Annotated in this window: 20 protein-coding genes and 6 tRNA genes; 18 read left to right on the forward strand and 8 right to left on the reverse strand. The window is 41.5% G+C overall.

Annotation, left to right across the window (positions count from 1 at the left end; all coding sequences use genetic code 11):
• Positions 1 to 316: 316 nt before the first annotated feature.
• The 3 genes from FTU05_RS14480 (at position 317) to FTU05_RS14490 (ending at position 2721) form a co-directional block, all read left to right on the forward strand.
• Complete coding sequence (locus FTU05_RS14480) at positions 317 to 1042, forward strand: CPBP family intramembrane glutamic endopeptidase (protein ID WP_180165820.1); 726 nt, start codon at positions 317 to 319, stop codon at positions 1040 to 1042.
• Between the two features lie 22 nt (positions 1043 to 1064).
• Positions 1065 to 1589 (forward strand): DUF1543 domain-containing protein, encoded by a 525-nt coding sequence (locus FTU05_RS14485; protein WP_180165822.1) that lies wholly within the window; start codon positions 1065 to 1067, stop codon positions 1587 to 1589.
• Between the two features lie 139 nt (positions 1590 to 1728).
• On the forward strand, positions 1729 to 2721 hold the full coding sequence (locus FTU05_RS14490; protein ID WP_180040652.1) for a DUF2804 domain-containing protein: 993 nt from the start codon (positions 1729 to 1731) through the stop codon (positions 2719 to 2721).
• A gap of 53 nt (positions 2722 to 2774) precedes the next feature.
• Here FTU05_RS14490 and FTU05_RS14495 read toward each other — a convergent pair whose 3' ends face one another.
• Entirely contained in the window at positions 2775 to 3650 is an 876-nt protein-coding gene (locus FTU05_RS14495) for a metal-dependent hydrolase (protein WP_078191325.1), read from the reverse strand.
• A gap of 145 nt (positions 3651 to 3795) precedes the next feature.
• Between FTU05_RS14495 and FTU05_RS14500 the strand changes: the two genes are divergently transcribed.
• Positions 3796 to 4824, forward strand: a complete 1029-nt coding sequence (locus tag FTU05_RS14500) for an AraC family transcriptional regulator (protein ID WP_180165824.1) — start codon at positions 3796 to 3798, stop codon at positions 4822 to 4824.
• Between the two features lie 84 nt (positions 4825 to 4908).
• Here FTU05_RS14500 and FTU05_RS14505 read toward each other — a convergent pair whose 3' ends face one another.
• A complete protein-coding gene (locus FTU05_RS14505) occupies positions 4909 to 6243 on the reverse strand; it encodes a Na+/H+ antiporter NhaC family protein (protein WP_180165827.1) in 1335 nt (444 codons plus the stop codon).
• Between the two features lie 363 nt (positions 6244 to 6606).
• On the opposite strand from FTU05_RS14505, the gene trpA reads away from it, so the two are divergent.
• From trpA to FTU05_RS14525, 4 genes are read left to right on the forward strand one after another with little or no spacing between them, the layout of a single operon-like run.
• On the forward strand, positions 6607 to 7410 hold the full coding sequence (trpA, locus tag FTU05_RS14510; RefSeq protein ID WP_078191221.1) for a tryptophan synthase subunit alpha: 804 nt from the start codon (positions 6607 to 6609) through the stop codon (positions 7408 to 7410).
• Positions 7407 to 8303 (forward strand): acetyl-CoA carboxylase, carboxyltransferase subunit beta, encoded by an 897-nt coding sequence (accD, locus tag FTU05_RS14515; protein WP_180005414.1) that lies wholly within the window; start codon positions 7407 to 7409, stop codon positions 8301 to 8303. Before trpA ends, accD begins: the two co-directional genes overlap by 4 nt.
• Positions 8300 to 9583, forward strand: coding sequence for a bifunctional tetrahydrofolate synthase/dihydrofolate synthase (gene folC / locus FTU05_RS14520; RefSeq protein WP_180009058.1), 1284 nt, complete (start codon positions 8300 to 8302; stop codon positions 9581 to 9583). Before accD ends, folC begins: the two co-directional genes overlap by 4 nt.
• On the forward strand, positions 9580 to 10575 hold the full coding sequence (locus tag FTU05_RS14525; RefSeq protein WP_180165829.1) for an SPOR domain-containing protein: 996 nt from the start codon (positions 9580 to 9582) through the stop codon (positions 10573 to 10575). The genes folC and FTU05_RS14525 overlap by 4 nt, the downstream gene beginning before the upstream one ends.
• A 20-nt stretch (positions 10576 to 10595) precedes the next feature.
• Here the strand turns inward: FTU05_RS14525 and FTU05_RS14530 are convergent, their stop codons facing one another.
• From FTU05_RS14530 to FTU05_RS14540, 3 genes are all read right to left on the reverse strand, one after another.
• On the reverse strand, positions 10596 to 11189 hold the full coding sequence (locus FTU05_RS14530; RefSeq protein WP_180165831.1) for a dual specificity protein phosphatase family protein: 594 nt from the start codon (positions 11187 to 11189) through the stop codon (positions 10596 to 10598).
• Positions 11179 to 12006: an MBL fold metallo-hydrolase gene (locus tag FTU05_RS14535; RefSeq protein WP_180165833.1), complete on the reverse strand. Its 828-nt coding sequence runs from the start codon at positions 12004 to 12006 to the stop codon at positions 11179 to 11181. Before FTU05_RS14535 ends, FTU05_RS14530 begins: the two co-directional genes overlap by 11 nt.
• A gap of 292 nt (positions 12007 to 12298) precedes the next feature.
• Positions 12299 to 12934: a peroxiredoxin gene (locus FTU05_RS14540; protein ID WP_180011744.1), complete on the reverse strand. Its 636-nt coding sequence runs from the start codon at positions 12932 to 12934 to the stop codon at positions 12299 to 12301.
• A gap of 337 nt (positions 12935 to 13271) precedes the next feature.
• Here FTU05_RS14540 and secA point away from each other — a divergent pair, with 337 nt between their 5' ends.
• From secA to FTU05_RS14590, 10 genes are all read left to right on the forward strand, one after another.
• On the forward strand, positions 13272 to 15995 hold the full coding sequence (gene secA, locus FTU05_RS14545; RefSeq protein WP_180165835.1) for a preprotein translocase subunit SecA: 2724 nt from the start codon (positions 13272 to 13274) through the stop codon (positions 15993 to 15995).
• Between the two features lie 144 nt (positions 15996 to 16139).
• Positions 16140 to 16496, forward strand: coding sequence for a hypothetical protein (locus FTU05_RS14550; protein ID WP_078194125.1), 357 nt, complete (start codon positions 16140 to 16142; stop codon positions 16494 to 16496).
• A gap of 160 nt (positions 16497 to 16656) precedes the next feature.
• Positions 16657 to 17877, forward strand: a complete 1221-nt coding sequence (gene argJ / locus FTU05_RS14555; RefSeq protein ID WP_180165837.1) for a bifunctional glutamate N-acetyltransferase/amino-acid acetyltransferase ArgJ — start codon at positions 16657 to 16659, stop codon at positions 17875 to 17877.
• A gap of 153 nt (positions 17878 to 18030) precedes the next feature.
• Positions 18031 to 19098, forward strand: a complete 1068-nt coding sequence (nadA, locus tag FTU05_RS14560; protein WP_078191211.1) for a quinolinate synthase NadA — start codon at positions 18031 to 18033, stop codon at positions 19096 to 19098.
• 154 nt (positions 19099 to 19252) lie between these two features.
• Positions 19253 to 19329, forward strand: a tRNA-Pro gene (locus tag FTU05_RS14565).
• A gap of 45 nt (positions 19330 to 19374) precedes the next feature.
• Positions 19375 to 19451, forward strand: a tRNA-Arg gene (locus FTU05_RS14570).
• 44 nt (positions 19452 to 19495) lie between these two features.
• Positions 19496 to 19571, forward strand: a tRNA-His gene (locus FTU05_RS14575).
• Between the two features lie 3 nt (positions 19572 to 19574).
• A tRNA-Pro gene (locus FTU05_RS14580) sits at positions 19575 to 19651 on the forward strand.
• Positions 19652 to 19756: 105 nt separating this feature from the next.
• Positions 19757 to 19832: transfer RNA gene (locus tag FTU05_RS14585), tRNA-His, on the forward strand.
• Between the two features lie 17 nt (positions 19833 to 19849).
• Positions 19850 to 19926, forward strand: a tRNA-Pro gene (locus tag FTU05_RS14590).
• 114 nt (positions 19927 to 20040) lie between these two features.
• Here FTU05_RS14590 and FTU05_RS14595 read toward each other — a convergent pair.
• From FTU05_RS14595 to FTU05_RS14605, 3 genes are read right to left on the reverse strand one after another with little or no spacing between them, the layout of a single operon-like run.
• Positions 20041 to 20520: an OmpA family protein gene (locus FTU05_RS14595; RefSeq protein ID WP_180005407.1), complete on the reverse strand. Its 480-nt coding sequence runs from the start codon at positions 20518 to 20520 to the stop codon at positions 20041 to 20043.
• A gap of 8 nt (positions 20521 to 20528) precedes the next feature.
• Entirely contained in the window at positions 20529 to 21746 is a 1218-nt protein-coding gene (locus tag FTU05_RS14600) for a diguanylate cyclase domain-containing protein (protein ID WP_180165839.1), read from the reverse strand.
• A complete protein-coding gene (locus tag FTU05_RS14605; RefSeq protein ID WP_180035852.1) occupies positions 21743 to 22243 on the reverse strand; it encodes a YfiR family protein in 501 nt (166 codons plus the stop codon). The genes FTU05_RS14600 and FTU05_RS14605 overlap by 4 nt, the downstream gene beginning before the upstream one ends.
• Positions 22244 to 22702 lie beyond the last annotated feature (459 nt).

Below are 22702 nucleotides of genomic sequence, written 5' to 3' on the forward strand. Positions count from 1 at the left end.
TGCCATACTGGCAGGGCTTTCAATACTATTGAACACTCTTCAGTTGTTGTCAGAGTATTCGTCTGATGAGCTGAATGCGATTGCTCAGATCGCATTCAATTTATAAAAAATGTGTAGATACCTATGCCTTTAAGGAGAGGGTTTGGGAGAGGTTATATATTCTGAAATATCAAATCGTGCAGAAGCAATTCCGCGCGATTTTTTTTTGGCTGAAAATTTTATTGAGGCAAATCTCTACAAAACAGATGCAGAATAAAAGTGTGAAATAAATCACAATACTGCGCAAATTTTATCGCTTTAGAAAGACTTTATAACAATGACGTTTACCCAATTGGTTCGTGCTGAATCCTTTCCCACCCATATTTCTTGGCAATGGCGTGATACTTTTGCGCTGTGCATTCTTCCGTTGATCTTGTTCAACAGTTATGTCTTAGACCAATTTTTTGGTGTTTCAGCTCAGGTTGCTTTGGGTGATTCGATCTTTCGCGGTATTTTATTTATTGCCGTATGTTGGCTCTATAAAACGATGCTGTATACACACTGGCAAAAGTATAAACAGGCTTTTTGGCGTTCAAGCCTGTTGGTGGTTGTCGGTGCAGTCGCTTTACAAGTGGTAATTTCTTTTACACGCAGTCTGTTGCCTGTTGGTGAGAGCATTGAAAAAGAATCGACCATTGATCCCAATACGATTGCCTTTTTCAGCTTGCTGATCATCAGTCTTGGGCCGTTATTTACCGCTTTGCTTGAAGATATTATTTTCCGCTATACCTTGCTGCAAAAGCTGTTTGTACAGCCGTGGCTGTGGCGAGTGATTTTGATCTTGCTGAACTCAATTTTATTTGGCTTGATTCATTATCATAATTTTGATGGCAATTTGATTGCGACCATTAGTTTTATGGCGGCAGGTCTATTTCTCAATCTGATCTATTTGTGGACGCGTAACATTTGGCATGTCTTACTCATTCATTTCGTTAACAATGCGGTACTATCGCTAGGCGGCGTGATTTTATTGAAATTGCTTCAGCCCTATGTGGGCAGTTGAAGTCAAAAATAGGGGGGAGATTGTGTCCAGTTTATTTATGGTGATGCTCGGCGGACGCCATGCAAGAGCAAATATCGAAGTGCATGACGTCATTCTTGCAGTGGGTAACGCATTAGAAGAGGTTTATCCACAACTGAGAACGGCATGGTTTGGGGAGCAAAAAGGCTTACATATTGATGCTTGGGCACAAGTACATACAGTCAGCACTGAAAATCGACATTATCGCATCCAATTTTGTGATGCCGCGCCTCGAGCTGAAGATGAAAAATTATGGCTGATTAATCTCGGGGGATATGATGCCCGCGAATTTGGTGAATTACATCGTTATGTTTTGGTGACAGGACAAAACGCTAGTGTCGCAAAACAAAGGGGCAAGGCTTTTTTTGAGTCACATTGGCAAAAACAACATACCGACCGGACCCTAGATGTTGATGATTGTATTGCGATTGATCATGTCTATGGGCGCTATATCGAATTGGTTGAAACGTCGCATAGCCAGCAAAATTCATGGAAAAATGATTACATCTTAATAAATGAACATTTGTGATGATTAAGAGCTGAAATGTCAGCTTTTATATTTTTTTGTGATATTCGCCTGAAATCAGATGGATTGTCTTTTCAGGCGTTAAATAATAGGCATAATAACATTCAGGATTTAGACCTTAAACCTCAATGGAATGGCGTATATGGATTTAATACGGCCGAATGGACAGCCGCATTATGGGCGTTTTAGTGAACTTCCCAATCGCATCGATTTAAGTAAGTATGAATATAAGACACCGTATGGAAAACGACTTGAAGGTTGGCGTAAGCGTTTAAAATATAAAAAATTTAAATTTTGTTGTATTCAGCATGAACATTATACGATTGGTCTAGCGATCGCCGATATCGCGTGGGCGGGGCACGGTTTTGTCTATGTGTATGATCATATTACGAATGAAGTATTGGAATGGAATTCGATTAATTTCCTATCACGCAATACCGTTTTAGATGAACAACCTTTATTTAATCAGAGTCATTTTATCAAGTCAGGGATTCAACTGGATATTCAACATGCCAATGGTGTGCGATACATTCAAATGTCGAAACATGGTGAACTCAAACTGAGTGCTCGAGTGTTTTGTGCAGGGACTGATCCGCTGAGTATGTGTAGCCCTACAGGGATTAATGGTTGGACCTATACTCAAAAATTGACGACGTTGGGCTGTGAAGGTTTCTTTATCAATAAGCAAGGCAAGACCATTCAATTCCATGACCGGACATTGGTGTCTTTGGATGATACCTGTGGTTTTCTTCGTCCTGAAACCGCATGGTTTTGGCTGTCGTGTAACTTTTGGGATAGCCAAAATCGACGTGTTGGGATCAATCTTGCCTCTGGTGTAAATGAAAGCTTTGGCAATGAAAATTGCCTTTGGGTCAATGGACATCTATATGCCATGTCTGATGTGCTGTTTCAGCAACAAGGCGATAATCAATGGAATATTAGTTCATTAGACAACAGCTTAAATTTGATCGTCACCACAGGTTGGCGGCGCTATGAAAACCTGAATTTAAGACTGGTTGGCAGTCAGTTCAGTCAATGGCAGGCAAAAATTAGCGGTACAATTCAACGTGATGGTGAAGAAATTGTATTCTTAAATGAATATGGTTTACTTGAGCAGCACTATGCCAAATGGTAAGTCTAAGCCTATAAAAAAAAGCCGCAATCGATGCGGCTTCTTTTATTCAGTTTTTATTTTGCAGCTTGCCAAAACACTTCCGCAGCTTGAATTGGATCATTGGTTTCTTCATAAGTTTTTAACCAGAGATCATAATTTTGCACAATGGGATGCTGACTCGGATGAAAGTCTTTTTTAAACCAATCTCGATAAGGTTTGCTCATTCGAGTGAGGGTGCCATTTTTACCAAAGAACCATGGTAAGCCTTTCATATTTAACTTTAAACGTTCAGTGAAGCTAAAGCCGTCATGTTTCAGCATCACATTGGCACGGTATAAGGTGAAGCCAAGCATCAATCCACTGGTCCAGACCAAAGTAAATTTTTTTAAATTTTCATCGACCTTAGCCACATCTTTCATCACATCAAAAGCCACATCGCGATGTTCCATTTCTTCTATCGCATGCCAAATAAATAATGCACGGACATAAGGATGCGCAGATTCTAGTACGGACTTTTGGCTACAGAACGTTTCAGCCATCAGCGCAGTCAAATGCTCGGCAGAAGCCGTCATGGCAATGTTGTATTCAGGTGAGCGTTTGCTCAGTTCAAATTTAAAAATTTTATTTAGACGTTTAATGAACGCATCGACAGGCATGCCTTGTTGTTTCATTAACATGTTCATTTTGTCATGCGCCATACCGTGCTGCGCTTCTTGACGAATAAAGTCAGCGACACGTTGTTGTAAATCAGGGTCTTGAATTTGACTGCGGAACAGACGTACAGATTCAATAAAATAGCGCTCGCCATCAGGAAAGGTCAGGCTCAAGGCATCAAACATACGTGTTAAAAAGGGGTCCCCGCCAAACCAATAGCGCGGGATTTCTTCTAACTTAAAATTCAGCTTTGTGCGAACAATAGGTTCGACTTGATATTTGACGATAGCATTCATGATATTTTTTCTGTGCGAGTCGTGTTGATTGCAGTATGTCGGAGAAATTGCACTTTGTTTTGACAGATATTGCCAATTTTTATACATTTTACGCCATGATGAAAATATAAAATGTCAGAATTGGCAGGTCAGAAAGAGGGGCGTGATGGCTGAAATTCAGATCCCAAATGGTTACTTCCAATTGTGGAATATGGTCTTAATTGAGCGTGAATTAAACTATACACAGCTCGAATGGATTGCGCCGTATGCTGCGCAAATTCAGCATGTGCTGTCTTTGCCGATCGACTCTCAATCGCCGAATTCTTTTTTTAACAGCATCATGCAACTGACTCAGCAGCATCTGGATTGTCCGCAATTGGTCTTTGAAATGGCCAAGTATATTCGTGCGGAGCATTTTGGGGTGTTAGGTTATATGGCGACACTGAGTAATAGTGTTGCAGATGCTTTGCAATATGTGATGCGGTTTAGTCGTTTGGTGATTGATGGGGCGCAAATTGTGCCGATGAATATGAGCCATCAAGATCATCAAATTATACTTTCTTGGCCACAGCATGATGATGAATATGCTTTGGTGAATGAATTGACGATGGCCTGTATGGCACATTTGGCCAAGCAAATTTTTCCAGATTCTTTAAAGTTACTCCGCATTCATTTTGCCCATGCAGCGCGGATGGCTCGTTATCACTATGAAAAATTTTATGGCTGCCAAATGGAATTTTCGACCCTTAAATATTCATTTGTGATTCATGCCGATAGTTTGGATTTAAAGTCAGAACTTGCTGATCCGTCACTGATGCAATTGTTATTACGCCAAGCCGAAGAGGCGATCGCCGCTCGTCCGCAACATGCCGATCCAATTCAACAGATGCAACAATGCATCGCTGATCATCTCAAACTAAAACAGCAAGCCCCTAAAATAGAGTGGTTAGCAGAGGAGTTACATCTGTCAGTCAGAACCTTGCAACGACAGTTACAGGAGAAAGACACCTCGTTTAAACGGCTTTTGGAGCTTGAACGGATGAAACGCTGTGAATATCTACTTTCACAACAAACCCATTTGACAGATATCGCTTTACAGCTAGGTTATTCAGATCAGTCTGCTTTGGCACGTGCTTTTAAGGCATATAGCGGAGAGACATTATTGGCGCGGAAAAAAGCTTTGAAATTAGAATAAAACGTGCAGATTGCTCGTCAAGAAAAGCCTTTCAAACAACATTAAAAAAAGCGGTCAAACGACCGCTTTTCTTTTAAGCCAAGCTTATGCCGCAGCTTTTAATTTTGGATAACGAAGTAAAATGGCAAGGATGGCAAAGATCGCCAAGATCCAACAGTAATACACACTACCAATCAGTTCCACAGGCGAAAGTTTTGCGATCGAACAAGCCAGTAACAGCTGTGCGCCATAAGGAATGAGACCTTGGACTACGCAAGAGAAAATATCCAAGAGCGCAGCAGCACGTTTAGGGTCTACACCATATTCTTTCGCGACTTCACGTGCCATGTCACCAGATAAAATAATTGCGACAGTGTTGTTTGCCACAAATAGGTTGGAGAAACTCACCAAGAAACTGATACCAATTTCACCCGCGCGTTCGGCACCAACTTTAAAGCAGCGTGTCATGCTGTAAATACGTTGAATCAGCCATTCTAAACCGCCTTCTTTTTGCATAATCGCAGAAATGCCACCCAAGAAAATAGAAAGCAGGGCAACTTCAAACATGCCGGTAAAGCCGTCATAAATAGAATTATTTAAGCTTAAGAAGTTAAATTCAGGTTGAATGACCAACCCAATCAAACCAGATAACAAGACACCAATGGTCAGTACAGCAAGCACGTGCAAACGTGAAAAGGCCAAAATAAATACGGCTAAATACGGCAAGATCAGCCAAGCATTATAAGCTTTGTGTTCAATCGCTTGTGAGCCTTGACTCATGAATAAATAGATACAGATACTGACGATCGATGCAGGAACAGCAATCCAGACATTGACCTTAAATTTATCGCGAAGCTGAACTTTTTGACTGTTCGTTGCAGCAATGGTGGTATCTGAAATCATCGACAGATTATCACCAAACATAGCACCGCCGACCACAGCACCAATGGCATACACCACTTCAATTTCGGTGACTTGAGTAAATCCAAAGGCAATTGGTGCACAGGCTGCAATGGTACCCATGGAGGTTCCCATCGCTGTGGCAATAAAGGCCGCAATAATAAACAGCATAGGCAGTACGAACTCAGGCGCAACCACCGATAGTCCCAACTGCACTGTTGCATCAACACTACCGATGGCACTGCTGACACTGGCAAAAGCACCAGCGAGCATAAAGACCATGAACATTAAGATCAAATTCGGGTGGCTGGCACCTTTCATAAAGGTATCAATCGCGTCATTTATCTTGCCGCGATAGAGCAAAATTGCCAATACAATCGCAGGAAGAGCAGCGACAGGGGCTTTCACTTGATAGAACGCAAACTCAGTTCCAATGATGGAATGGTAAATACCGCTGCCCAAAAAAATGGTCAGAAAAACAATAAGCGGGAGCAGTGCAAATGCCCGAGCAGGCACTTTCACTTGTGAATCGGAGGACATAGGAGATAAAAAAATAAAAGTATGCGGCTAGTATAAAGCAGGTTTTGCAATTTAAGGAAAATTAAAATGTAAATGCTAAGCCTGTTATTTTTAACATTTTTTTGATGATAAAATTAAGTTAATCTAAAACCTTATAATTTTGCCAGATCCTAAAATTAGGCATCTTTGATCATTGTGAAAAAAACTGAAATATCGGTAAATGATGCTTTCGGGTTGTTCTGGAAAATTATGTTTGCATGAGAAATGCCGACTGAGGATTGTATGCCCTGTTCAATGGGTAAAAAATAGCGTTACAATGCGATGTCTTGTATTTCGACAAAACCCACATCATAGTTTTGATTCATTCAAGGAAAGTATAACCCTATGTCACGTTTAGCCACTCGATTTGGAACGCTTAAATCTCAACAGCGTAAGGCCTTGGTTTCTTATGTTATGGCTGGTGACCCTCATCCACAAGTAACGGTACCTTTGTTACATCAAATGGTTGAGGCAGGTGTAGATGTGATCGAATTAGGTCTTCCATTTTCAGACCCAATGGCGGATGGTCCTGTTATTGCACTTGCCGCTGAGCGTGCGCTTGCTGCAGGAACCAATACTCTAGATGCCTTGAACATGGTGAAAGAGTTCCGTAAAAACGATACAGAAACACCGGTAGTACTGATGGGCTATTTAAACCCTGTTGAAGTAATCGGCTATGAAAAGTTTGTTGCCTATGCACACGAATGCGGTGTAGATGGCGTGCTCTTGGTGGACCTTCCACCAGAAGAAGCAAAAGATCTAGATGCAGTATTGAAAAAATACGACATGGATCAAATCTTCTTACTTGCGCCAACATCCACTGATGAACGTATTCAGCATGTGGTGAAACAAGCCAGTGGATTTATCTACTATGTTTCTTTGAAAGGTGTGACAGGTGCAGCGACTTTAGACGTTGCTGAAGCTGCGGCACGTATTCAAAAAATCAAATCGTATACTCAGGTACCTGTCGGCGTTGGCTTTGGTATTAGTGATGCAGCATCGGCGAAAGCCATGGGTGTTGCTGCAGATGCGGTGATTGTAGGTAGTGCTTTTGTTAAACAATTTGCAAACTTAGCGCCAGAACAAGCTGTAATCGAAACAGTGAATAAAGTGAAGGAGCTTCGAGCTGCGCTCGATGAGTTAGTATGAGTCAAGACGCAAAAACAGGCAAAATTCTGAGCGCATCTACGCCATGGACAGAGCGTGCGGTACCAGGTATTCATGTACCTGATGAACAGCAAGCATTAAAGGCGACATTTACTGAGCCGACGATTGAATGTCCTGAGTGTCATGCACTTGTGACTCGTACTGCGATGTCATTTAATGCCTACGTTTGTCCGCAGTGTGATGAACACTTGCGAATGAAAGCGCGTGATCGCTTGAACTGGTTCTTTGACCAAGTACAAAAAGAATTGGGACAAGAATTTAAAGCCAAAGATCCACTTAAATTTGTAGATAGCAAAGCGTATCCAGACCGTATGTCTGAAGCGCAGAAAAAAACCGGTGAAACAGAAGCTTTAGTGGTAATGCAAGGAACGCTGAAAGGCATTCCAATGATTGCGACTGCTTTCGAATTTGATTTCATGGGCGGTTCAATGGGTACTGTTGTAGGTGACCGTTTTGTTCAGGCTGCTGAACTTGCGATTAAAGCAAAACAACCGCTTATTTGCTTCGCTGCCTCTGGCGGTGCACGTATGCAAGAAGGCATGTTGTCACTCATGCAAATGGCGCGTACTTCTGCTGCCATCCAAAAAATGAAAGATGCTGGCTTGCCTTATCTAGTGGTGCTGACACATCCAGTCTATGGTGGTGTGACTGCATCATTGGCAATGCTCGGTGATGTTCACTTGGCTGAACCGAAAGCCATGATTGGTTTTGCTGGTAAGCGTGTGATTGAGCAAACTGTACGTGAAAAATTGGAAGAACCGTTCCAACGTGCAGAATACTTGCTTGATCATGGTGTAGTCGATCAAATTGTCCACCGTCATGCATTACGTGATACAGTTTATCGTATTGTAGCGAAATTGATGAACTTGCCTTGAACACAGCACCACTTGCAACTGATTCTTTAAACACATGGCTCGATTATTGGAGCCATGTTCATGTTACGGGTATTGATTTAGGTCTGGAACGGGTGATTCCTGTTGCGGAACGACTCGGTGTAACCCAGCCTGATGCGAAAGTGCTGACGGTCGCGGGAACAAACGGTAAAGGTTCAACCACGACCACTTTGGCTGCGATTTTAAATGCCCAAGGTTATAACGTGGGGCTATACCAATCACCGCATATATATCGATTCAATGAACGTGTAAAGCTTCAAGGTGTTGAAGTAGCCGACCAAACCCTGATTGATGCTTTTGTGGCCGTTGATCAGGCGCGTCGTGAATGTGAATTAAGTTTATCTTTTTTTGAAGCGACCACTTTGGCCGCTTTTGTTATTTTTAAACAGCAACATTGCGATGTATGGGTCCTCGAAGTGGGCCTTGGCGGTCGACTTGATGTGGTCAATGTCGTCGATCCAGATGTTGCAGTGATTACCAATATTGGTTTAGACCATACCGATTGGTTAGGCGACACCATTGAAAAAATTGCTTTTGAGAAAGCTGGGATTATTCGTCCGAATATTCCCGTGATTTTTGGTGGACAGCAAGTACTGCCTGAAGCCATTCGTCAAAAAGCAGAAGATTGCCAAGCTGCTTTACATGTACTCAATCGTGATTATTTTTATCAGTACAGTGATGACGGACAATCTTGGATGTTTGCCTCTTCAGGTTCAACCTTAAAACTACCCGTGGGTTCTTTGGCACTCGAAAATATCTCTACGGCTGTAGCAGCAATATTGGCCAGTGGTTTGGTGGTCTCTCAGCAGTCGATCGCTCAGGGGATTAATAATGCCAAGTTACAAGGCCGTTTTGAAGTTAGAGAAATTGCAGGAAAAACGGTGATTTTCGATGCGGGACATAACCCGCATGGTGTTGAATTTTTGTTAAAGCAATTGCGAAATTTCCTCCAGTACAATAAACAATACACAGAAGTGATCAGCGTTTTCTCCATGCTGACTGATAAAGACATAAATTCTGTCGTTAACTTATTGAAAGATACGGTAAGAATGTGGAAAATTGCACAATTAAATGTGCCACGTGCGGCATCTATCACACAATTGGATAGCGCACTACAGCATCAAGTCGTAGAACATTATGACAATGTGCAATTAGCTTTTAAGTCCGCGCTGGAAGAAACAAAGAATAATCAGCTGATTCTGGTATGTGGTTCATTTCATACCTTAGAAGCGGTATGGGAGTATCTGGAAGAATGTCAATGAATAACAAACAACGCTGGATGGGTGGTGTTGTTTTATTAGGTGGTGGTGTACTGCTGGCCGCACTTTTACTTAAAGGCAAAGAAGAAATACATCAAAATCAAAGCCAAACCCCTGAAATGGCTCAAGTTGAGCAACAAGGTCAGGGTGCGGGTAAAATGTCATCATTGACTGTTGATGTTGAAACTGAAAAGCGTTTGCTCGAAGAACAACGACGTACCCGTGAAAAATCGGTTGCGGAGCAAGAAGCACGTGCAGCAGAATTTTTAGCGATGCAACAACAAGCGGAGGCTGATGCAGCACGTAAAGCAGCAGAAGAATATGCGGCTTTAAACGCACATCGTTCAGCTCAACAAAGTTCGGATAATATTCCTCCCGAATTGGTTGAAGATGAAAAAGCCAAGCAAAAGCGTTTAGCTGAGGATAAGTTGGCGGCTCAAAAAAAGTTAGAGAGTCAGTCGGCGCAGCAAAAGGCTGATCAGGCACGTATCGCAGCAGATAAACAAAAAGCCGAAGCTAAACGTAAAGCGGATGCTCAAAAAGAAGCTGAACATAAAGCACATGCTGAAGCTGAGAAAAAAGCAGCGGATAAGAAAGCAGCCGAAGTGAAGCAACAAGCTGAAGAAAAGCGTAAAGCTGAAGAAAAGCGTAAAGCTGAAGAAAAACACAAGGCAGAAGAAAAGCGTAAAGCAGAAGCCAAGAAAAAAGCTGAAGCTGAAAAAGCACGTGATCTGTTGGAAAATGGCGATAAGCAATGGATGGTACAAGTTGCACTGGCTGCCAATGAAGCCAATGCAGATGCCGTCGCTGCAAAATTACGTGCAAAAGGCTATAAAGTGACGAAGAGTCCTACATCTAAAGGCATTCGTATTATGGTTGGCCCTTCGAAGGACCGTGATGCTGCGGACGCAACACGTAAAAAGATCAATTCAGATGCAAGTTTGAATATGAAATCGGCGTGGGTGATTGATTGGGTACCACTCGATAAACGCTAAGTTTATTTGAGGAATGACCTTTAATAAGATGGATTCAGTAGTTGCTGCTGAATCCATTTTACATTTTCAGGGCTGAATAATCGGTCTATATTTTTCCAAATAGGGTGGAAGCCATAGCCACCTTGTTTCATTTCACGCTTTGCTTCCTCAATGGACCAATGCTGAAAAATAATACGGTACATTGCCACACTCGCGCCTGTACGGTCTGAGCCGTGGTAGCAATGGATTAACACTTTTTGCTGCTGTTGTTCAGCCACTTTTATAGTTTTCATCACCGCCAGTAAATCTTCACGATCGATTTGCCACGTGTGTATCGGAATATGTACAAATTTAATCTTTTGCGTATCAATGACATTGTTTAAGCGTTCTGGGTCATGATGCCGTGAACGTAAATTTATGATCACATCGATGTGCTGTTCTCGTAGAACAGGGGCGAGATCTGCATTAGGTTGTTCACTGCGAAATACAGTTGGGCTGATTTGATAAAAATTATGCTGTTGATGAACGACTTTTCCCCAATGCTTAGGACGTTCATTTAACGGTAATGGATTTGATGTCATGCAACCCGTGAAGCTAACACTAAGGAGGATCATTGGCAGGATTTTAGCGGTCATTGCTTGTGTTCTGATAGCGAGCGAGTTCGAATGGGTCGTGTGCGCAGATGAGATCGATGTCCGGATGCTGTGCTAACTGCTGAATCTTATGAAGTGTGTGCAGTCGCTGTGTATTGTCGGTGGCAAATAAACGCTCAAGCTGATTTAAGGCCCGCGAATGAAAATTTGGATTTAATTGATGCTGTGAGTAATAAGCATCGCCGCAATATAACAACCAGCGATGGTTGTTTTTAATCGCAATACCGGCATGACCCGCGGTATGTCCCAAAAGTGGGAGCATTAAAATATCCTCTTGAAAAATAGATAGACCGGCAGTGTGCTCTAAGTTAAACCATGCTTGCGTCCCGATGTTTTCGATAAAGTTCCAATAACGATGCTGTTGGAACTGCTGTGGTCGATAGCGCAGTCGTGATTTAAGGCTGTGAAGATTTTGAGTGGCGTTATATTCACTGGCTAAGACATGCACGGTCGCCTGCGGAAAATCTGATATCCCGCCAGCATGATCAAAATCTAAGTGTGACAACAAAATGTGTTGAACATCTTGAGCCTTAAAGCCTAATTTTTGAATTTGATGAATCGCACTCAGTTGCAGATTAAATTTGATCTGCGCTGTGCGTGAAATAAACCGACCTAAACGATTTTGTGGATGTAAATAATCTTGTAAGCCCAGTCCTGTATCGATTAAGACCAGTCCTTTATCAGTTTCAATGAGCAGGCAATGACAGACCAAATGTGCGCGAAAGCCTTTCTGTCCAAATAAAGGGGCACACGTTGGACAAAAACTACCACAATGTAAATGATGAATTTGATGAATCACGGTTTGTTGTTTTCAAGTTTTTCTTAGTTATAACGGAATTGTGTTGTTTAACCAATCTAATCCCTGAGAGGAATTTGTAATCAAAAAAAAGCTCATCCGAAGATGAGCAGGTTGGAGAATGCCAGAACGGGCTCGTAATTCGTTCTGATGGGAAAATTAAACTAACTATGGTTATGATCCGTAGTTGGCTCAGGTCATGCGCTTAAAATTAGTTAAAGTTGTACCTTCGCTTGGTCACTCGCCGCAGAGCTTCTTATCTTTCGCTCGGACAGCGTAATGCTCCGTTTTATACTTACTTAGGTTGAGGCGTTAAACGAAGGTAAGGCGTAACTGCGTTATACCCTTGAGGAAAGCGTTGTTTGATTTCCGCTTCATCTTTTAATGACGGCACAATCACCACTTCTTCACCTTGTTGCCAGTTGGCAGGTGTTGCAACTTTATGGTTGTCTGTGAGTTGTAAAGAGTCAATGACACGTAAAATTTCATGGAAATTACGGCCCGTCGATGCAGGATAAGTAATGATTAAACGGACTTTTTTATTGGGATCAATGATTACCAAAGAGCGAACAGTTAATGTTTCGCTGGCATTGGGGTGAATGAAATCATAAAGGGTAGACACTTTACGGTCTTTGTCTGCAATGATCGGGAAGTTGACCGTGGTATTTTGAGTATTATTAATGTCATTAATCCAACCATGATGCGACTCAACATCATCAACAGACAGGGCAATGGCCTTGACACCACGTTTGCTAAATTCATCTTTTAGTTTTGCGGTAAATCCAAGTTCTGTGGTGCAGACTGGGGTGTAATCGGCAGGATGCGAAAATAAAATGCCCCAACTGTCACCTAAAAAGTCATAAAAATGAATGCTGCCTTCGCTTGAGTCTTGAGTAAAGTCTGGTGCAGTATCACCTAAACGAATCGTCATGGAATATCCCCGTATTTATTGAATTTGTTTAACTTGAAAATAAATATGAAGGATTTTTTTTATGATTAAAAATAGTGTTTTTTCATTTCTTTATGAATATATTTCATATAAAACAGTTTTATTGGGGGATAAATGCGAAATATCTCACGACAGAGTCACTATGTTGTCTGCAGAAAATTTGTTACATTAGCTTGCCTTAAGTCTCCGGGGCTAGAACCCGAGCGCAGAATATTTAAGGGGATTTTTGTGCAAAACCCTTGTACTTCGAATTTCTAGCACCATAATAACGACTAAGAAAATATATTCATTTGACAAGCAAGATTTAGAGAGTCTATTCATGTTGGCAAGTCTGATCGGAGGAATCTTCGGTACCAAAAATGAGCGCGAACTCAAACGCATGCGTAAAATCGTAGAGAAGATAAATGCGCTCGAGCCGACGATATCTGTTCTAAGCGATGCAGACTTATCTGCAAAAACTGAAGAATTCAAAGAACGTTATAAAAAAGGCGACAGCCTTGATAAATTATTACCTGAAGCGTTTGCTGTTTGTCGTGAAGCTGCAAAGCGTGTCATGGGCATGCGTCATTATGACGTACAGCTGATTGGTGGTATTACTTTACATGAAGGTAAGATCGCAGAGATGCGTACCGGTGAAGGTAAAACCCTCATGGGAACGCTTGCTTGTTACCTCAATGCGATTAGTGGTGAAGGTGTTCACGTGATTACGGTGAACGACTATCTCGCACAGCGTGATGCTGAATTAAACCGTCCATTATTCGAATTTTTAGGTTTAAGCATTGGGATTATTTACTCAATGCAAGACCCAACTGAAAAAGCTCAAGCGTATCGTGCTGACATTACTTACGGTACCAACAACGAATTCGGTTTCGATTACTTGCGTGACAACATGGTTTTTTCTGCTGCTGAGAAAAAACAGCGCAGCTTAACCTATGCCATCATCGATGAGGTCGATTCGATCCTGATTGATGAGGCACGTACACCGTTGATCATTTCTGGTCAATCAGAAGACTCATCTCAGTTGTATGCTGCCATTAACAGCATTCCACCAAAACTTCATGCACAAAAAGAAGAGAAGGTACCAGATGGTGGTCACTTCTGGATTGACGAAAAACAGCGCTCTGTAGAAATGACCGAAGTCGGTTATGAAACTGTTGAAGCTGAATTGATTCAAATGGGCTTGCTTGCTGAAGGTGAAAGTTTATATTCATCTGCTAATTTAAACTTGGTACACCATGTTTCTGCGGCCATTCGTGCGCATTACCTATACCAACGCAACGTGCATTACATCATCAATGATGGTGAAGTGATTATTGTCGATGAAAACACCGGTCGTACCATGCCGGGTCGTCGTTGGTCTGAAGGTTTGCATCAAGCAGTAGAAGCAAAAGAAGGTTTGGAAATTCAACCTGAAAACCAAACTTTGGCAACCACCACATTCCAGAACTATTTCCGTCTATACAAAAAATTATCAGGGATGACGGGTACTGCAGATACTGAAGCTGCAGAGATGAAAGAAATTTATGGCTTGGATGTTGTACTGATTCCAACCCATCGCCCGATGATTCGTAATGACCAAAACGATTTAATTTATTTAAATCGTGAAGGTAAATACAACGCCATCATTCAAGAAATTCAACGTGTTCATGAAGCGGGTGTTGCACCGATCCTGATTGGTACAGCAACCATTGAAGCCTCTGAAATTTTATCAGATAAGCTAAAAGAAGCTGGTATTCAACATGAAGTGCTCAATGCGAAACAACATGAGCGTGAAGCGGATATTATTGCGCAAGCGGGTTCACCTCGTGCAGTAACCATTGCGACTAACATGGCTGGTCGTGGTACTGATATTCTGTTAGGTGGTAACTGGAAAGCGTTGCTGGCGAAGATTGAAGAGCCGACTGAAGCAGATGAAGCGCGTTTAAAAGCTGAGTGGGAACAAAATCATGACATGGTGTTGAACTCTGGTGGTTTACACATCATTGGTTCAGAACGTCATGAATCTCGTCGTATTGATAACCAGTTACGTGGTCGTGCGGGTCGTCAAGGTGACCCAGGTGTATCACGGTTCTACTTGTCGCTTGAAGATGACTTGATGCGTATCTTCGCGGGTGATCGCGTGGTTGCGATGATGCGTGCCATGGGTCTGAAAGAAGATGAAGCCATTGAACATAAAATGGTGTCACGCTCGATTGAAAATGCACAACGTAAAGTTGAAGCACGTAACTTCGATATTCGTAAAAATCTATTGAAATACGATGACGTAAACAACGAGCAACGTAAGATTATTTACTCTCAACGTGATGAAATTCTTGAAGAAGCATCATTGCAAGATTACATCGAAACAATGATTCACGATGTGACTAAAGGCATGATCGAAGTATATATTCCACCTGAATCTATTCACGATCAGTGGGATATTGAAGGTCTTGAAAAAGCACTTCGTGAAGATCTATCGATTGAACTGCCAATTTCACAGTGGCTAGAGCAAGATCGTCGTTTAGATGAAGAAGCTTTGGTTGAACGTATTACTGATGAAGTTCTTCAGCACTACCGCTCACGTCGTACGCAAATGGGTGACGAAACAGCTGCAATGCTCGAACGTCACTTTATGCTGAATTCATTGGACCGCCATTGGAAAGAGCATTTGGCAGCGATGGATTACTTACGTCAAGGGATTCATTTACGTGGTTATGCGCAGAAAAATCCTGAGCAAGAATACAAAAAAGAAGCCTTTAACTTATTTGTAAACATGCTTGCCGTGATTAAGTCCGATGTCGTGACAGATCTATCTCGTATTCATGTGCCAACAGCCGAAGAACTTGCAGAAATGGAAGCTCAAAAACAGGCTCAAGCAGAATCAATGAATCTTCAATTGTCACACAATGACTTTGATAATTTATTGGCTGAAGCCAACGGTAATGATGTTATCGATGCGCAGTATACCCCTGCAGAGCAAGTGATTGTTCCGCCAGAAAGCCGTAACTCACCGTGCCCATGTGGTTCAGGTCTGAAATATAAACAATGTCACGGTAAAATCTAAACGACATTGTTTAATTTCAAAAAAATCAGAGCACGAAGGCTCTGATTTTTTATTTACACTACTGATCTGACCTGAATAGTATTTGCAGTTCAGCAGATTAAATGTTATTTAGTTTCTATCAATAACCGTAAGACGGAAAAGACAATGAAAAAAGTACTAAAACCGTTCATGATTGCTGCTTTGGCTTTGCCAACTTTTGCCTTTGCAAACGCTCCTCAGACGACTTCTTTAGAGAAAGTTCAACAAGCAGTTGGTCCAACAACAACTCAAGTACAGGTTGGTACTGACGGTCAAGTGACTGTAGCAAGCCCGCGTACGGGTATTCGTTATACCTTTGCCAATCCAAATCGTCCGATCGTATTGCAAACTGCGAAAATTGCAGCAGCCAATGCGGCGAATGCTGACCGTATTGTGGCTGAAAACCCAGCCCTTTCTGCTGCGAGTCAACAAAAAGCGAAACAAGTGCTTCTTGATGAAGCAACTCAGCTGGCGCGTAACTAATTTACGACGAACAGCGATAAAGACCAGTCGAAAGGCTGGTTTTTTTATGTGCAAAAGAAATCCACAATAAAATTACAGCAAAACCGTGCTTCTGCTCGATTTTTTATAGATTTTGCACTAAGCTGTATTTTTTATAACTCATATAGTTGGACGTTGAAAAATGGCAGTTGGTGACGTATCTATGCCACAGATGCATGTGGTGAAAGGTGTAAAAATCGGTTCGGCTGAAGCGTATGTGCGCTATCAGAACCGACGTGACCTTGTCATTTTTGAATTTGCTGAAGGTTCTAATGTCGCAGGCGTTTTTACTCAAAATGCATTTTGTGCAGCACCGGTCCATATTTCGAAAGCGCACTTATTAGCAGGTAATCCACGTTATTTAGTGATTAACACCGGAAATGCCAATGCCGGTACTGGCAAAATCGGCATGGCAAATGCTGAGGCGACGTGTGCGAAACTGGCAGAACTGACAGGTGTTCAAAATACAGAAGTTCTTCCATTTTCAACAGGTGTAATTGGTGAGCAATTACCTATTGATCGTTTGGTTCAAGGCTTGCAACCCGCATTAGATAGTTTGCAGGAAGATGCATGGTTGGATGCGGCAACGGGCATTATGACCACTGATACAACACCTAAAGGTGCATCTGAACAATTTGAGTTAGATGGCGTCCTGTATACCATGACAGGTATTTCTAAAGGCGCAGGCATGATTCGTCCAAATATGGCGACCATGTTGAGTTATGTGGCAACTGATGCACCCATTAGCCGTGAGCTGGTGCAACAGCTTTTGAAAACCACAGTTAACCTGTCGTTTAACCGTATTACGGTGGATGGTGATACCTCAACGAATGACTCATGTATTTTGATTGCAACGGGCCAAGCTGGTGGCGTAGAAATTACTTCAGAATCAGATTCACGTTATGCTGCTGTTTTAGACGTGTTAACACGTGTAATGAAACGTCTTGCACAGCTCATTGTCCGTGATGGTGAAGGTGCGACGAAGTTTATTACTGTGGCGGTAGAAGGCGGCGCAGATACTCAAGAATGTTGTGATATTGCTTATAGCATTGCACATTCACCGTTGGTTAAAACTGCAATCTTCGCATCAGATCCAAACTGGGGCCGTATTTTGGCAGCTATTGGTTATGCAGGTGTGCCAAACTTAGATGTTGAAAAAATTCAGGTCTGGTTAGGTGATATTCAAATCTGTAAAGACGGTGGTGCCGCAGCAGATTATACCGAAGCAGCAGGGGCTGCAGAGATGGAGAAATCTGAGATCACGATCCGTGTAGATTTAGGACGTGGCAGTGCTCGAGATACTGTGTATACCTGTGACCTGTCGTATGACTATGTCAAGATTAACGCAGATTACCGTTCATAAGATATTTGATGTTTTTGAAAAGCCTCCGTTGTGAGGCTTTTTTATAAGTGGAACTTTTTAATGACCGGTAAAAAATAGCCAAGTGCCATATTTATGGGTCAGTTGTGAAGCACCTGTGTAGTAGCAGGCATTAAGGATAGAGAAGACGTTGTGATGAATAATGCAAACAACTTAATTGCAAATGAAGCAAAATCAATTGTACAAGCGCATTTGGATCGTTTGGGTGATGTTAAAGAGCATCACTTAACGGAAGCTGCAAAGCTTGAAAAGTTTGAATTAATTAAAGCGGAACTCAAAAAGCGTAACGCTGTCCTTGTTGCACACTATTACTGCGATCCTGAAGTGCAAGAGTTAGCAGAACTGACTGGTGGATGCGTTTCGGATTCACTTGAAATGGCACGTTTTGGTCGGGATCATGAAGCAACGACGTTGGTGGTTGCGGGGGTGAAATTCATGGGGGAGACCTCGAAGATTTTATCTCCTGAAAAAACCGTACTGATGCCTACTCTAGAGGCAACATGCTCACTTGATTTGGGTTGTCCGGTCGATGAATTTACCAAATTTTGCGATGCACATCCGGATCATACGGTTGTGGTATATGCCAATACCTCGGCGGCAGTGAAAGCACGTGCAGATTGGGTGGTAACCTCGAGCTGTGCTGTTGAAATTGTTGAGCATTTAGATAGTTTAGGCGAAAAAATTATTTGGGCACCCGATCAGCATCTTGGTCGTTATATTCAAAAGAAAACTGGTGCAGACATGTTGCTATGGGATGGGGCATGTATTGTTCATGAAGAATTCCGTGCGCGTGGTATTGCCAATATGAAAGCGTTGTATCCTGATGCAGCAGTTTTGGTGCATCCAGAGTCACCAGAATCTGTGGTGGATATTGCAGATGCCGTCGGTAGCACCTCGCAACTGATCAAAGCTGCACAAACCTTGCCACACGAACGTTTAATCGTGGCAACAGATCGTGGTATTTTTTATAAAATGCAGCAAGCTGTACCAAATAAAATTCTCATCGAAGCACCGACGGCAGGTGAGGGAGCGACTTGTCGTTCATGTGCGCATTGCCCTTGGATGGCGATGAATGAATTGGATGGCATTCTGGAAGTTTTACAAAAAGGCGATCAGGAAATTTTTGTAGATCCGGCATTGGCTGAGCGTGCTAAATTGCCTTTAGATCGGATGTTGAATTTCAGTGCCAGTTTAAAACGTTAATTTTTGCTTGAAAAATGATTAAAGTGCTTGATAAATAATCGCTTGAAATGATTTTTTATGTTTTTTTGAAGATAGGTGTTGACGTTAATCAACGTCACGCCTAGAATGCACACCGTACCGCACGATATGCGATACAGCGAAAGCTGAGATGAAACGGAGCATAGCACAGCCTGGTAGTGCACCTGGTTTGGGACCAGGGGGTCGTAGGTTCGAATCCTACTGCTCCGACCAATTTCTCAAGGCAAAAATCGCGTGATAGTCTATGTCATCGGTAATGCGCCTGTAGCTCAGTTGGATAGAGCATCCGCCTTCTAAGCGGATGGTCACAGGTTCGAATCCTGTCAGGCGCGCCATTATAATGGTGTTCTGATACTAGAATCTGAAACTTGTTGTGATGGTGGATGTAGCTCAGTTGGTAGAGCCCCGGATTGTGATTCCGGTTGTCGTGGGTTCGAATCCCATCATTCACCCCAATTCGGAGCATAGCACAGCCTGGTAGTGCACCTGGTTTGGGACCAGGGGGTCGTAGGTTCGAATCCTACTGCTCCGACCATTTTCTCAAAGAAAACGGTCGATAAAAGATACCGCATACAGCGGTTTTTTTATGCCTGTAATTTAAAATGCGTTATATTGGTTATTCACAAGCAAGAACATGATGGTGGATGTAGCTCAGTTGGTAGAGCCCCGGATTGTGATTCCGGTTGTCGTGGGTTCGAATCCCATCATTCACCCCAACTTTTAAAGTTGAAAGCGGAGCATAGCACAGCCTGGTAGTGCACCTGGTTTGGGACCAGGGGGTCGTAGGTTCGAATCCTACTGCTCCGACCATTTATCTCAAAAGCAATACTATGAAAAAGATGCCGCATTTAGCGGTTTTTTTATGCCTGAAATTTATAAAAAATAAAAAAGCCACCTGAAGGTGGCTTTTCCAAATTCCGCTATTTAGGGGATGATGGTGACATTTACACGACGGTTGATGGCACGATTTGTTTCGGTGTCATTGGAAACCATCGGCTGTTCAGCACCACGGCCAATAATTTGAATATTTGAACTGTTATAACCTTGCTTTAAAAAGACGTTTGCGACGCTTTGCGCACGTTTTTCTGACAGTTGTTGGTTGTAATTGGCTTGTCCAACATTATCCGTATGACCAATAAACTTAATTTTGTTTAGGTCATATTTAATCAGTTGAGTGGCGAGGGTATTTAGTTTGCCTTCTTGGTGAGGTTGTATTTGATAATCATCAAAACCAAATAAAAGTCGTTCTGGTAGGGCAAGTGTCCAACCATCATTGGTCAAGACAAAACCTTCTTTTTTAAGCATACGTGCTTGTTTATAGCTTAAGTTACCTAAACTCATGCAGGCTGTCATAGTGGCCGTGAATGCAAGTATAAATAAAACTTTAAATGCGTTCTTTAACATAGCAAATCCTATGAGTTGGGGCGGTGTAGTGCAATGCACCAATGATTATTCGAAAGTTTAGCATCATACATCGCGCGTTCCGCATCTGCGATCAAATCTTCTGGCGATTTTGCATTTTGGATCAGTGCCACACCAATATTAGCTTGTAATGCAATATTATGTTGCTCATAAACAAATGTGGAACCATAGCATTCATGTATTTTGTGACAATAGACTTCGAGTTCTGTCAGGAAATTTAAGCGATTGATAATAATTGCAAATTCATCACCACCGAGTCGCGCAACGAAAGCATCATCTGGCAGTGCTTGTTTTAAACAATGTGATGAGGCACGCAGTACTGCATCCCCAGCTAAGTGTCCATATTGGTCATTCACATGTTTAAAGTTTTCAATATCTACAAAGAACACAGCAGCATTCGCTTGTAAGTCAAAAAGTTCAAATAGCTTTTCATAAAAATAATTACGATTTGGCAATTGGGTTAATGCATCATGACGTGCTAGATGAATAAGTTTGTCATTTTCTGAAATTAAGTTTTTATTCGACTGTTCGATTTCACTGAGTAAGCCATTAAAGGCGGTACTAAGCGCGTGTAATTCTTGAATATCGGAATTTGAAACCCGCATTTTATAATCTTTCTTAATGCTAATGGTCTGAGCAGATTCAACAATAGAGCGAACGGATTGCATTAAGTATTGATAAACAGAATTCACCGACCAAAATACGGTAGCCAATAAAAGAATAAAACCTAAAAATAAACCCAATAAAATTTTATGGAAGAAACTAACTAAATCTGAAGAGTTTCCATATACGATTAGTTCACCATAACTTTTCTGATCATGATGGATATCTAAACGAATCGGTTGGCTAAAAAAGAAATAATCCAAAATCGCTTGGCTGGAAAAAGTTGAAATTTCTTGTTGTTCAGTATGTGCGAGCGAGGCATTTTGATGGTTAGTAATTTCTATCGATCGAATGGGATACAGTCGAGTGTATTCGTTTAAAATTTGACGCATCGTTGTTTGGTCATTAAACACCACAGCAGGTTGAACGCGTTCATTTATTGCATTCGATAAAATCGTTAAGCTGTTTTTTGCATAGGTATGCATGGTATAGGTGGAAATAACCAAAAAAATCGCAGAACAAATCGTAAAAGTTAAAGCAAAGATGGTGAGCTGCGAACGTGTAAATAATTGGTGTAATGTAATTGGGTTGTAGAGTTGTTTCATTCAGCTGACTCCGATGACTTCGCCAGTAATAAAACGCGTGGATCAATATGTATTTGTGACTGCGTTAAGCTTTCCATATTAATTTTAAACGAATAACTCTGATTTTTTTTATACAAACAAAATGCACTGCCAGACTCACACTCACTATTGTTACTACTTAGAGAGAGGGCGGGGAAATTAACATGGTTGTTTAAAATACTTTGTTCTTCTTTTGCTGATAGATTAGAAAAAAATAAAACTTGGCAATGACTAGACTTGATGTCATTTACATTGATGGCTGTAATTTTATAAGTGCTGTGGGTTGGCGCAAGTTTTTTAAAATCATTGACTAAACTTGAATTATTAATCACACAAAATTTGGGTGAAGTGGTTTCCCACTTGGCATAACTCAAAATAGAGAAAGTGGTTGTGAAAATATTTGCTGTGGGAGCTGCATATAATATGGGTGAAATGGAGCACGCCATTATTAAATAGGCAGTTTTTTTAAAAACAACCATACGAAATCAAAAATGTCTTAAATTAAATGGAATGAAAATTGGGTGCATATACGTTTTATTATATGAAATAGGGCGTATATAGCCCAATAATAATACAAAAGAATGTTTATGTGTTTAAAAAAGCGACATGCGTAAAATAAATCATAAAAATGGTGTTGCAACGAATGTGAAATGCTGTAGAATGCACATCCATCGGCGGTGATGAAGATTAAAACTTCTGATAAAACAATGACTTGGTTGAATTGATTAAGTTGGGTTTTAGAAAGAAAGTTTAAAAATAATTTGAATTGCTGGTTGACTCTTTAGAAATAAAGCGTAATATAGCCGACCTAGCTTGCTGGTGACGAACCAACAAGAAGATCATTAAGAGATTATGAAGAACAACTTGTGTGGATTTTTACTGGTTGATTGATCGAAATTATTTTCATTGATTGATGGTAGAAATTACTCGAAGTTTAT

This window comes from Acinetobacter sp. YH12049 (assembly GCF_013419875.1).
Taxonomy (GTDB): domain Bacteria; phylum Pseudomonadota; class Gammaproteobacteria; order Pseudomonadales; family Moraxellaceae; genus Acinetobacter; species Acinetobacter amyesii.